The following is a 13071-nucleotide window of genomic DNA, read 5'->3' as shown; positions in this document are numbered from 1 at the left end:
TCAACTCATGGTGATAGTTACGAACAAGGTGGTTATCAACGTTGGGTCTCAAAACGATCCAGGCTACTCATTGTTACATACAAACGTTGTCATTGCATTCCCAGGCGTTGGCTATATGTTCGAAAATATACTGATGGTTCGCGGTCAACGGCGTTGTTGCCCAAATCAGCCATCAGGCGACAACTTCCCCAGCCCCAAGTGACTGTTACATTTGGGGCTGTCTGACAGGCAGACCAAGGGTATTTAGTTTGTTCATTGCCTTCACATACGCCATCACTTCGCCCACTTGGCCGTTGTAGTTACGCAGACTGATTTTCCCCGTCAGCAACTGCTTGAACCGATACATCGCCGTCTCTGCCAGCGAGCGACGGTGATACCCCGATATCTTCTTCCAGTGCGCCAGCCCTTCCTTGCGCATCACAATCACAGCGTCATTTCTTGGGTGTCCCTTTTTCCATAACCCCGCGCTCTTGCGGGGCGGGATACAGGCGCTCGCCCCCTTGCTGGCTATCAGCCGATGGCAAGCCTTGGTGTCATAGGCGCCATCCGCATAAACATGTCCCAGCTTACGCCGCAGAGGGTTGAGCAATGTCGGCAACACCTCGGCATCATGGATATTTTCCAGCGAGACTTCCGCCGCCACGATATCGTGGGTCACCGAGTCTACCGCCAGGTGCAACTTACGCCAGACTCGCCGCTTCTCGGCCCCATGTTTTCTGACCTTCCACTCGCCTTCACCAAACACCTTCAGGCCAGTCGAGTCGATAACCAGGTCGGTAATGCGCCCCTTGCTGGGCTGCCGATAGGCCACTGTCACCGTGCGGGCCCGCTTGCTGACACAACTGTAATCGGGGGCACAAAGCGGTACGTTCATCAACTCGAACAGGGAGTCGAGTAGTCCCTGAGTGGCCCGCAGGGTGAGGTTGAAAATTCCTTTGAGCATCAGGAAGGTACAGATGGCCTGGTCGGTGTAAAGCTGGCTGCGGCCCCGCCGCCCATGATGGTCGTGGTGAAACCAGTTGTTCATGGCGGCGGCATCAACCCAGAAGGTGAGTGAACCACGGTTAATCAAAGACTTGTTGTATTTAGGCCAGTTGGTGATGGGGTGAAGCGATGTGCCCATGATGCAGACTTGAAGAGGATGGTGGTGATCAGATCACCGAGTCCTCAGTTAGTTCCATTCAAGCTGCATCGATTTGGGCAACAACGCCGCGGTCAACTATCCTGCAATTTTCGACTACGGTAGCACGTCGAATTATTGGAAATGAAACCTGGGGCATCTGAGGGATGCTGAGTTGCTGCACTAACGGCAAGCTACCTCCCCTGTGAATTGACGGAGTGATCGCTTCTGGCTGAAGCCTTCTGGAGCACATCGGTTTTACCTGGGAAACAGGAAGGTCATGCTGAAACGCAGCCCCCAGTCCGGGCCACCTTCGGGGCGCTCGATGTAGTAGCGCAGTCCGCCCTGCAAACTGACCATCTGTTCGCCCCACTTCATGACTTTGGAGTACTGGGCGTTCATCGGCACGGTCCATTGCTCGTGCTGCCAGTCGTAGGAGCTTTCGAGGTTCACGGGGCGTTGTTGCCCAAATCAGCCATCAGGCGACAACTTCCCCAGCCCCAAGTGACTGTTACATTTGGGGCTGTCTGACAGGCAGACCAAGGGTATTTAGTTTGTTCATTGCCTTCACATACGCCATCACTTCGCCCACTTGGCCGTTGTAGTTACGCAGACTGATTTTCCCCGTCAGCAACTGCTTGAACCGATACATCGCCGTCTCTGCCAGCGAGCGACGGTGATACCCCGATATCTTCTTCCAGTGCGCCAGCCCTTCCTTGCGCATCACAAGCACAGCGTCATTTCTTGGGTGTCCCTTTTTCCATAACCCCGCTCTCTTGCGAGGCGGGATACAGGCTGTCGCCCCTTTGCGCGAGATAAGCTGATGGCTGGCTTTGCTGTCATAGGCGCCATCCGCATAAACATGTCCCAGCTTACGCCGCAGAGGGTTGAGCAAGGTCGGCAACACCTCGGCATCATGGATATTTTCCAGCGAGACTTCCGCCGCCACGATATCGTGGGTCACCGGGTCTACCGCCAGGTGCAACTTACGCCAGACTCGCCGCTTCTCGGCCCCGTGTTTTCTGACCTTCCACTCGCCTTCACCAAACACCTTCAGGCCAGTCGAGTCGATAACCAGGTCGGTGATGCGCCCCTTGCTGGGCTGCCGATAGGCCACTGTCACCGTGCGGGCCCGCTTGCTGACACAACTGTAATCGGGAGCACAAAGTGGTACGTTCATCAACTCGAACAGGGAGTCGAGTAGTCCCTGAGTCGCCCGCAGAGTGAGGTTGAAAATGCCCTTGAGCATCAGGAAGGTACAGATGGTCTGGTCAGTGTAAAGCTGGCTGCAGCCCCGCCGCCCATGATGGTCGTGGTGAAACCAGTTGCTCGTGGCCTCAGCATCAACCCAGAAGGTGAGTGAACCACGGTTAATCAAAGACTTGTTGTATTTAGACCTGTTGGTGATGGGGTGAAGCGATGTGCCCATGATGCAGACTTGAAGAGGATGGAGGTGATCAGATCACCGAGTCCTCAGTTAGTTCCATTCAAGCAGCATCGATTTGGGCAACAACGCCCTTGATCTGATAACGGGTATTTCTACCGCCCCCAGGCATTTTTTCAAGGCAGCCTTTCTCTAACAAGTCGGCCAGATGGCGGGTCGCGGTGGCTTTACTGACCTTGGCCACCTTCTGATACTGGCTGGCGCTGATACCCTGTAAAAAGCCGTTCTCACCGCCGTCCAGCATCCTGTTCAACACCTTGATTTGCTCGGCACTCAGTGGCTCGCTGCCGTGTTGCTGCCAGAAACGGTTCTTGGCCAAGGTGCGGGTGATCGCTTGTTGGGCCTGTTCCAACGTGGCATTGAGCGTATCTAAAAACCAGACAAGCCAAGCCGTGATATCCAGTCCGCCTTTCTGGGTTTGTTCTAGCACACGATAGTAATCGGCTCGCTGTTCGAGGATCGCCACCGACATGGCATACAGGCGGATGCTCTGGCTGTCGGCCTGAGAGAGCGCCAGATCGGTGAGGGCACGGGTGATGCGACCATTACCATCATCAAACGGGTGAAGGGTGACAAACCACAGGTGGCAGATGGCGGCGCGCAGCAGTGGATCCTGGCTGGGGTCGTTCAGGCTGGCATTGAACCAGTTGATAAAGCAGGCGAGTGCCAGCTCCAGACCCTGGCGTGGCGGTGCCTCGAAATGCACAGTGGGCCGATCCAGCCTCCCGGATACCACCTGCATCGGCTCTTCACCGCGTAGCTGGCCCACTCGCACACGCTGTAATGACCAGTCGTCGCCAGGAAACAGCCAGTGATGCCATTGCAACAGACGCTCCAGCGTTAGCGGCTGATGTCGATTGTCGATGGCATCGAGCATCATGGCAGCCAAGCCTTCGGAGCGATCCGAGATGGGGTAGGGCTGTTCTTCGGATACGCCGAGGCGACGGGCTAGCGATGAGCGCACCGATTGGGCATTGAGCCGTTCATCTTCAATGGCCGATGAGGCGAGGATATTCGCCAGCAGGGTATCGAGCGCCTGGGCTTGCTGCGTTTGCGTCGAGCCGTGAACGGAATGGGTGCCGAGCAGGATCCCCAGATTGCGTTGCGCCGTGCGCAGCCGTGGCTGTAGCGGTTCATCTTGCCAGCAGAAGTGTGGCCAGCCCTCATGCTGCCAGATCCAATCCTCAGTCATCTGCTTGCCCATCCCCTTATTGTTACAGGTCACGTCACCGATGAGCCAAATCGGATGCGTATTTGGCTCACATGGTGAGCCGATAATAACGAGGATTCGGCTCACGACACAACCTGTATCACGCAGAGTTGGCAGGGAGGGCGCGCGTTGTTCGTAGGAGGCGGGGGTCATTGCAGGGAAGGGGGCGTACTGTGCTATCGGTTGTCAGATGAAGCAGCGGATCAGAGGTCCGGGGATTATTAATCCCGAGCTCGGTGAGCAACCTTGCCAGAGATTGACCAGAGACACATAACAAAAAGGCCTCGCATTGTAAGCGAAGCCTTGTGGGGTGTGCTGTCCAGCGCTGTGGTATGGAAACTGTCATGGGGATTTTCAATCCCCTGCTCTACCGACTGAGCTATCTGGGCAACGGCGCGCATTAAACCCTTTCCAGCGCAGGGTGTCAACCATGATGGCACGATAAAAAGCACATTCGCTCAACAACTGAACGCAATGAACGGTTATTAGCCGTTTCGGAGCAGAAATCTGCCTAACCGTGACCCGCCTCATATATGAATGATCACCAAACCGCGGGAAATCACGGCCTCTATAGCTTTGCCACATTGAGCCGAATCCACTCTGCGAGTATGCTTTGCCGCAATGATACCGCCTGGAGGCAACATGAGTCTGAATATGCAAGAGTGGCGTGAAGAGACCACCGAGATCGTCAACGAACTGCTGGCCGATGGCAGCAATCCCGATGCGGATTACGACATCGAGCACCACTTCGCCTGCCAGGATTTCGACCGTCTGGAAAAAGCAGCGGTTGACCTGTTCAAGGCCGGTTTTGAAGTGACCGATGCCGAAGAGATGGAACTGGATGACGGCGCCACCATCTTCTGCTTCGATGCCACCATCGAGTGCAAGCTGAATGTCGAAGCGATCGTTGCCGATATCGCCAAGATGCTGCCCATCCTGGAAAAATATGGGGTGGACTACGATGGCTGGGGCACCTACTTCCAGGATTGATCCCTGCCACAAACAGAGAGGCCACCTGCGGGTGGCCTCTCTGTTATTGCAGACTGTCACAAATAACTGGCGGCAAACTGCTCGGGCGACAACGGGGGGCTGAACAGATAACCCTGTAGCCGATCACACCCCGCCTGGGTCAGCCACAACTGTTGCTCGACGGTTTCCACCCCTTCTGCAGTAATGCAGATCCCCAGCTCATGGCCAAGTCCGATGACCGATCTCACGATGGCGGTGGTGGCACTGTTGCTGACCAACCCCTGGGTGAAGCTGCGATCCAGCTTGAGCGTGGCGACCTTGAGCCTTGGCAGATAGGCCAGCGAGCAATACCCAGTACCGAAATCATCGATGGCCAGTTGAAAACCGGCGGCGATCAGGTTATCCAGGTTGGTCTCGATCTCATCGGCATTCTCCATCAAGACTCCTTCAGTGATCTCCAGCTCCAGCTGGCCTGCATTCAGACCATGACGTGCAATGCAGCCCTGCACCAGCTTGCAGAGCGCCGGATCACGAAACTGCAACGGCGAAAGGTTGATGGAGAGTACCATATCCGGCTGATCGGTTTGCCACTGGGCCAACTGAGCACACCCCAACTCCAGCATCAGCTGACCAAGTTGGCCGATGATCCCCATCTCTTCGGCCAGTGGAATAAATTCTTCCGGCGAGATCATGCCAAATTCAGGATGCGGCCAGCGGCAAAGCAATTCTGCACCACAAAGCAGATGGGTTGTGCTGCTGATAATGGGTTGGTAGACGGCAACGAGCTGGGATGACTTGATGGCGAGCGGTAACTGGGCGGCGATCAGTTGACGCCGCTTGAGCCGGGCGTGCAGCGCCGGATCAAACAGAGTGCAGTACTGCTGCTGCCGCTTGCCCTGCGCCAGCGCCGCTTCAGCATGGCTGAGCAACCGCTCGGCATCGCTTGCCCGCCCCTGAGCCAGCCCCAGAAACACCGGGATCTGGATACGATGCTCTTCCACCTGATAGTACTCCATCAACTGCTGCTGCAGATGCTGGTTCCATTCCTGCAACGGCTCGTTGAAATCGGGGAGTAACAGACAGAAGTCATCGGCAGCCACCCGGCAGAGCAAGGTTCGCGGCGGAACCAATTGCTGTAGTCGCTTGGCCACCTGGCTCAGCAGGCGATCGGCAATCCGGATCCCGAAGCGATCGTTAACCTCACGAAAGTGGTGCAGATCGACCAGCACCAGTGTGGCGCTGCGGCACCCCAAATGGCGGCTGGTCTGCAAGAAACGGGAGAGTTTGAGCAGCCCGGTGAGGCTGTCGTAGTGCTGCTCCTGCTGCAACTGTGCCTGAGTGGTGCGCAAGCCAGTGATATCGCGCCCCAGCGTCAGGATCCCGAGGGAGTGACCATCCCCATCGGGGACATCGACCCGGGTGATCTCCATATGCCGTCCCTGCCCTCTGGCATCCAGCAGACAACATTCGCCGTGGCCCATCCCTTGGGGTGCCGCCAGCCGGAACGGCAGCTGCTGACCCAGCACCTCATCCGCCCCCTGACCAATAAAGTCGAGAAACGCCTGGTTGCACTCCAGCAACACACCGTTGTGATCATCGAAACGGATCAGGTCAGGGATGGCATCGAGCAGAAAACGCTGCAACACCTGCTGTTTTTTGACCGTCTGTTCCAGGTGCTTGCGCTGGGCAATCTCGTTGACCATTCCGAATACGGCATATGGCTCACCCTGAGCCGTGTAAAGCGGGATCTTGTGCACCTCCATCCAGCAGGTCTCACCACCCCGATTACAGTGCAACTGTTGATGAAGCAAGGGAACGCCCCCCGTCAGCAACTGCGCGTCCTCGGTACGAAATACATCGCCCCATGGCATCTCTGCATCACTCTTGCCGACCACCTCGGCGGGTGAACCCAGCTTGGCCTCAATGGCAAATTCACGATTGGCAAACAGGTAGCGACCATGCCTATCACGACAGAAGATACTCATTGGCAACTGGTCGATGATCTGCTGAAGCAGATCCGGGGTAAGCATGTTGGTCACAGGGGCGCTTATGGAGGAATTTCGAGCAAATCTATGATAGCAAACCAATTTTGTAAAGCACCCCCGGTAACCCCTCCGTTTACACCGATGCAGCACGCATGCTGACAGAGGTTGTCGCTCAGGTGATAATAGGCACCGGTTGGCCAATGGCCTGATAAATGGACGAGAGAAGCAAGATGAAAAAGATGATGGGGTGCGCATTGGCGCTGCTGCTGGCAGGTTGTGCTGGCGACAATAACGGTGGTGAGGAGTATCGCTACAACCCGCCGGTCGCCAAGGCGACCAACAATACCCAGGAGATGGCGATCCCGGTGGATCTGGTGTGGGCTCGCGCCGAAAAGTGGTTCACCGACCACGGCCTCACCATCGAAAACAGTCAGCGCGGTGCCGGCCTGATGACCGCCAATGTCAACCAGTCGGCCGACGGACTTGAGTGGCTGGACTGCGGCACCATGGGTTCCAAAGTAGCACTGGGCAACCCTGACCTGCAGATCAACCTGATCATCACCCAGAGCGGCAACAGCAGCGTGGCCACCGTCAACGTCAAAGGCAACACCGAGCTGTTCTTTGTGGAATCCTCAGGCGAGCGCGTATCAGCCCCGTCCATCAAGCCGGTCTGCGTCTCCCGCGGCACCCTTGAGCAGAGCCTGTTTGCCACACTCGGCAACTAATTTCGCCTCCCTGCCAAGATAAAAAAAGCGGCAGATTGCTCTGCCGCTTTTTTACTGTCCCGAGTTGGGCTTACTTGTCGATATCGAGCATGTTGTTGGTCAACATGTAATCGATCACTTGGTTGGCAGTAGTACCTGCCCCCCCCGTCAGACTATCGAAAGTATGGTTCATCAGCACTATTTCCTGAGTCACCGACGCAGTACTGCTCTCCTTGACCTGTAGATGTACCCCTTCATTGTCCTGGAACACCGACAGCAGGCTCTTCAGATCGTTCTGGTTACGAGAACCGTCGTGATCCAACAGGTCGCTCAGATCCAGCTTGTCACCTTCCGCCTTGGAGAAGTCGACCACGTAATCCTTGGCAACGCTGCCTGCGGCGGTATCGCCCTGCAGCCAGGTGAAGGTATCGGCACCGCTATCCCCCTTGAGAATGTCATTGCCAAGCCCGCCAACCAGGATGTCATTGCCCAGACCACCGATCAGGTTATCGTCGCCAATACCACCAAACAGGGTATCGTTGCCGCTGCCACCGTACAGGGTATCGTTGCCGCTCTCGCCATACAGGGTGTCGTTGCCGGCACCACCGAACAGGATGTCGTTGCCGGCACCACCGAACAGGAAGTCATCGCCACCCTGACCGAACAGGATGTCGTTGCCATCCCCGCCAATCAGCACGTCCGCCTTGTCATTGCTGGAGGACTGATCGAACTCGCTGGCATGGTCCGTGATGTAGTCATGGACCTGGGCATCGGTCACCGAGCCTGCGCCCAGCTTGCCGGCCACATACTGCTTGATGGCCGCGTAGCCTTCACCGTTGATACCGGCGAAGTGGATGGCATCCCCGAACAGGATGTCGTCGCCAGCACCGCCGTCGATCCGGTCACTGCCCGGCAGGTTATTCACCGAGGTGCCCAAGATGGCGTTGGCCAAATCGCTGGCGTTGACGCCGGTCATGATGACGCCGTCAGAGTCATAGGACTTGAGATCGTTGTAGGAGATGTTGGCCCCCAGTCCGATCGCTTCTACCGTAACCCCCATCCCAGTAAGCAGCCCAAAACCTGCTACCGAGTTATTGATAGTTGAGCTGGAGGTAGTGCCGCCATCACCATCCAGTGTTGAGTAGGTATATCCCCCCCTACCATCCGGACGCATAAAACCGATCGGGTTGCTGTATCTACCATCGGCATACACTCGGCCAGCGCTGTCGATGATGGTGTAGCCATTGGAGCTATATACCCGACCCGGAATATAGGTGCCACCAAGCAGACTGTTGAGATAGACGTCATAGCTGCTACCTGAGAAATTCAATACCCTCGGGTTGGAGCCTTCGTTACCGAGGTAATAAGTTGGCTGACCATCGGTAATGAAATAGGACAGATTCTTGGCATTACTGTTACTTTGAGCCGTAGAACTACTGAACCAGTTAGCAACCGTCTTGAACACATCTTCATAGTTGGTCCCCCCTCCGCTACTCATGGAATCGATTACAGCCTGCAGCTGATTCAAGGCATTGCTGTCTTTCAGGTTCACACTAATACTGGCATTCGACAGAGCATCAAAGTCAACCAGCATGATGTTGACTGTACCAGCCCCTTCGCTACCTGCGCTCGCTTTGAGGCTGGCGAAGATCTGTGCCAACTGGCTCTTGATGGTGTTCATGGCGCTGGTGCCGATACTGCCCGAGCTGTCGACCATAAAGGCGATGTTGTAGTTCTGGCCCGGCAGTACCACGCTGCCATCCAGATCCCCGACCACGATATTGTGCTCGTTGCCATAGCTGCGGTTCTGATCGCCCGGCTCCCCTTCGGTGGAAAGGAAGTAGCTCATGCGGATCGAATCCTGATCCGATGCACTGCTGGTCTGATCGGTCGCCACTTCCTTGGCAATGGCTTCTACCTTGAGGTCGAACTGGCCGGCACTGCTGCCCGGCACCCGCAGGGTCAGACCGGTCAGTTTGACGTCCAACGCGCTCTGGTTCCACAGACCGGTCAGCGTCAGCGTGCCATCGGCCCCCACGGTACCTAGCACGGTGGAGCCCTGATAGAGGGTCGACCCCGTCGGCATGCCGGTCAGCACCAGGCTGTCGAACTGCTCGCTACCATCACGGTCGGTCAGGGAAGCAGTGATCTCGAGCGGGTAATCCACCACACTCGGCTGTACCGCCGTCAGGGTGCCGTCGGTCTGGTTGAACTGGTAAATGCCGTCATCAAACTGCACCAACTCGATGTCGTAGAGCGACTTGCTGATGGTGACGCCGTTCTCCTTCACCAGGAAGTTGAAACCGCCGTCACTTCTGCGCTCGATGACATAGTTGGCACGCGAGCCCATCAGTACGGCCAGGTCGGTACCGGCGCCGCCAAACAGGGTGTCGCCACCCAATCCGGCCACCAGGATATCGTTGCCGGTACCGCCGTCGAGGGTGTCACCTGAGGTGGAGTTGCCACCGACCAGCACGTCATTGCCAGCACCGCCGACGAAGTAATCGCCGCCGCCCTTCACGCTGACGATATAGTCATTGCCGTTGCCGCCCACCACTTGATCCTGACTGGTGGTGCTGTCGGTCAGACTATTGGTGATGCCAAAGTTGCCCTTGTTGAAGTTGCTGCTCTGGAACGCCCCGGTGGAGATGCCGGACGACGGGTACTGGGTATAAAGCGGGACGCCGTTGCCGGTCAGGCTGATGTCGACCACCGGCTTGTCCGCGACCGCCGTGATATCGATCACCAGCTTGCCTGAGTTACTCAGGTTGGCACCATCGCTGATCTGGTAACCCAGAGTGGCGTAGTCCCCTTGCTGGTTGCCCGTCGTCGTACCGCCACCATTGAGGGCATTGCTGCTGGATTCATTGAGACTAGGCACAAAGCGCAGATGGCCGCTGTCGATATCGGCGTAGGAGACAAGATCCCCCACCTTCACTGCAATCCACTGACCAGCAGCGTTCAGGTATTCCAGCTTGCCGCTCAGCGGCAGGGTGTTGATCTGCACGCTCAGGTCAGAAGCGGCCTGATCATCGCTGGCACCAAACTGGGCCCACTTCAGCACCAGTGGCGCGTCCTCCTTGCCGGCACTGTAGCCACCCGTGGTCACCGGCGCCCGATCGTTGTCCACTATGGTGCCGGTCCCGCTCTGCCCACCGATGGTCACCGAGAGGGTCTCGTTCGTTTCGACCAAGCGATCGTTCACCGTCGGGATGGTCACAGTAAAGTCCGACACGCCGGCTGGTACCGTGATCTTGCCGGTAGTGCTGTTATAGGTCACACCATTGCTGAACTGGGCATTGCCCCAATCCTGGTTGGAGGCGGGGTTGTTGCCCGAACCACGAATGGCGAAATCGTATTCAGTCGCTTCCTGGGTTGCATCTGACAGGGTGACTTTGTGCAGCAGATTGCCCCCTTCGGTTACGCTCTCGCTGGAGACTCCCTGAACCAGCGGCGTGAAGAGAGGCTTGGTTGCAAAGGAGCCAATGCTGGCGTCGCCGTCACCATCCACCACCCGGACCTGGAAGTCGATGTCGCCATCACCCAGAGGTTTGGACATGCGCTGATACTGGAAGAACTCCCACTTGCCTGTGGCCGGCGTAAACTCCAGCTTGAAGATGAGGTTGCCGTCCGCATCCTCCCCGACCAGGGTATTAGCGCCGCTGGCGGTGATGGCGATGGCAGAACCGGAAGCCGTTCGCAGACCATTTTCGAAGGTTGCCGGGTCCATTACCAGCCCGATGGAGCCCTTGCCATCCGCCCCCCACTGCGGGGTCACGGTGCCAGAACCATAGGCGATTGCCTGCGCCGTGTTGGAACCGAGGAACTCGATGCTCTGTACGGTGAAGTCGCTGTTGTCGGAGGTATTGGTGCTGCCGTTGTTGGTCGCCTTGATCACCATGGTATCAAAGCCCCCCTGCTGCACCTGGAAGTTCTGGTTGAACTCCCCACCCGATGCGTTGGAGTTGAATACCAGGGTACTGATCAGTACACCACCGCGATAGAACTCCACGACCCCGCTCTCCAGCTCGCCGCCAAACATCTTGCTGAACTTGATGTTGGCGCCGTAGGCAACCTTGCCCGCATCCAGCCTGACGATCAGCTGCTCGGAGGCGGACGATCCGTCGGCAAAGTGACGGAAGTCAATCTCGTTGGCGAGGTTGTGGTAAGGCGCAGCTCCGCTGGCCACCCCCAGCCCCGAGCTGGAACCGTTGACCACCGCCGTTACCAGTGAGGAGTCTGTTGCCGACTTGAAGCCCAGGGCGCTGATAGTAAAGCCCGCCATGTTCAGAGTGCTCTGGTTGCCACTGTACTTGGTCAGGTCAAAGAGCCCGGTCAGCACGTTCGGAATATCGGTCTTCACCACGGAAACGGCATCGCTGTTGTCAGCAATGGGGGAGTCGTCCTCAACACTGACATCCAGCTTGTCCTTGGTGACGCCGCTGCCATCGGAGACCTCCACATCCAGCTGGAACGACAACTTGTCTTCCGAGGTCGTATCCCCGTGGTCGAGGGGACCTTTGAGGGTCACGTCATAGGTCCACTCACCCTTTCCACTGGCATTGGGTGCCGTCAGCTTGACCTCGACCACAGCCTTGTAATCGGCGCCGCCAATCACCCCTGTGTAGCCAACCAGCGCCTTGCTGCCCGCATCCCAGCTCCACTGGACCTTTGCCCCACCGGACGTCAGCCCGGCCGGTCCATTCAGGGAAATGTTGAGTGTGCTGCTGTCGATGTCGCCCACCGAGAGGGTACCGGACGCCTTGATGGCATTGGTGGTATCCGGATTGCCGACCGTGTCGGCAATGCCGTTTGCCAACCCCTCTTCAGAGACGACAACCCCGTTGGAGATGGTCAGCGTCGGCAGATCGTTGACCGCATCCACCTTGATGGTCACGGTTGCGGGACTCGCATCCACGGCGCCGTCGTTGTCTACCGCCGCATAGTTGAAGCTGGTGTTGCCGTTCCAGTTCGTATTCGGTGTGAAGGTGAGGTTGCCGGCGTCCGCTACCGCAATGCTCTGATCCACTGTCACCGCAACCCCGTTCAGATAGAGGATGCCGTTGGCAGGCAGGCTCTTGATGGTGAAACTCACCACGTTGCCATCAATGTCGCTGCCACTGAGGGTCGGAATGGCGATGCTGGCTGCATCTTCCTGGCCGTTTGCCTGCTTGTTCGCCGTCTCCGGCGCTTCATTCAGGATCTGCGCGTTGTCGCTGCCCGGCTGTGAGACGTTGCCCGCCTTGTCGGTCTGGGTCGCCGTCACCGTCAGCGACTTGCCGTTGGCCGGGGTCGTTTCCGTCCAGCTGATGGTGCCGTTCTGATAGCCGTAGCTCTTGCCATTGCTTGACAGCAGGGTGCCATCGGCCTTGAGCGTCAATTGGACAGTGCTGTTCACCCCGCCATTGTTGATAGTCAGCGTCACCTTGCCGCCCGCAACCAGGTCTGCGTGATTGATCCCGGCACGTACCTGGATCTGATCATTGCCAATCTCGGCCTTGGTCAGCATTTGGTCATTATTGGTGTCATCAACGATGGTCACGGTCGGTGCTGAGGAAGCTACGCTGTCCAGGATCGCCTCTTCCTTGTCGCTCGCCGGGTTGCCCGCCTGGTCGGTCACGTCCGCCTTCACGGTGAAC

The 13071-nt window shown here is 57.3% G+C and carries 8 protein-coding genes; 2 read left to right on the top strand and 6 right to left on the bottom strand.

Features of this window, described 5'->3' with window-relative positions:
* Nucleotides 1–205 precede the first annotated feature (205 nt).
* The 4 genes from G5193_RS03835 to G5193_RS03820 form a co-directional block, all read right to left on the bottom strand.
* Complete coding sequence (locus tag G5193_RS03835; RefSeq protein WP_421204999.1) at nt 206–1123, bottom strand: IS5 family transposase; 918 nt, start codon at nt 1121–1123, stop codon at nt 206–208.
* Nucleotides 1124–1378: 255 nt separating this feature from the next.
* The gene (locus G5193_RS03830; RefSeq protein ID WP_421204998.1) at nt 1379–1573 is read right to left on the bottom strand and encodes a hypothetical protein; all 195 of its coding nucleotides are present in this window, start codon (nt 1571–1573) and stop codon (nt 1379–1381) included.
* 58 nt (nt 1574–1631) lie between these two features.
* Entirely contained in the window at nt 1632–2549 is a 918-nt protein-coding gene (locus G5193_RS03825) for an IS5 family transposase (RefSeq protein WP_421204997.1), read from the bottom strand.
* Between the two features lie 58 nt (nt 2550–2607).
* Nucleotides 2608–3756, bottom strand: coding sequence for a Fic family protein (locus G5193_RS03820; RefSeq protein ID WP_421204996.1), 1149 nt, complete (start codon nt 3754–3756; stop codon nt 2608–2610).
* 672 nt (nt 3757–4428) lie between these two features.
* On the opposite strand from G5193_RS03820, the gene rraB reads away from it, so the two are divergent.
* Complete coding sequence (gene rraB, locus G5193_RS03815; protein WP_033114697.1) at nt 4429–4764, top strand: ribonuclease E inhibitor RraB; 336 nt, start codon at nt 4429–4431, stop codon at nt 4762–4764.
* A gap of 56 nt (nt 4765–4820) precedes the next feature.
* Here rraB and G5193_RS03810 read toward each other — a convergent pair whose 3' ends face one another.
* Nucleotides 4821–6773, bottom strand: coding sequence for an EAL and GGDEF domain-containing protein (locus G5193_RS03810; protein WP_421205251.1), 1953 nt, complete (start codon nt 6771–6773; stop codon nt 4821–4823).
* Nucleotides 6774–6958: 185 nt separating this feature from the next.
* On the opposite strand from G5193_RS03810, the gene G5193_RS03805 reads away from it, so the two are divergent.
* Nucleotides 6959–7453, top strand: a complete 495-nt coding sequence (locus G5193_RS03805) for a hypothetical protein (RefSeq protein ID WP_216952967.1) — start codon at nt 6959–6961, stop codon at nt 7451–7453.
* 70 nt (nt 7454–7523) lie between these two features.
* Here G5193_RS03805 and G5193_RS03800 read toward each other — a convergent pair whose 3' ends face one another.
* On the bottom strand, nt 7524–13052 hold the full coding sequence (locus G5193_RS03800; protein ID WP_421204995.1) for a type I secretion C-terminal target domain-containing protein: 5529 nt from the start codon (nt 13050–13052) through the stop codon (nt 7524–7526).
* Nucleotides 13053–13071 lie beyond the last annotated feature (19 nt).

Origin of the sequence: Aeromonas sp. 601027 (assembly GCF_049174455.1) — a bacterium.
GTDB classification, from domain to species: domain Bacteria; phylum Pseudomonadota; class Gammaproteobacteria; order Enterobacterales; family Aeromonadaceae; genus Aeromonas; species Aeromonas veronii_A.
The sequence above is the reverse complement of the archived record's forward strand: the minus strand, read 5'-3'. Positions and strand labels throughout refer to the sequence as shown.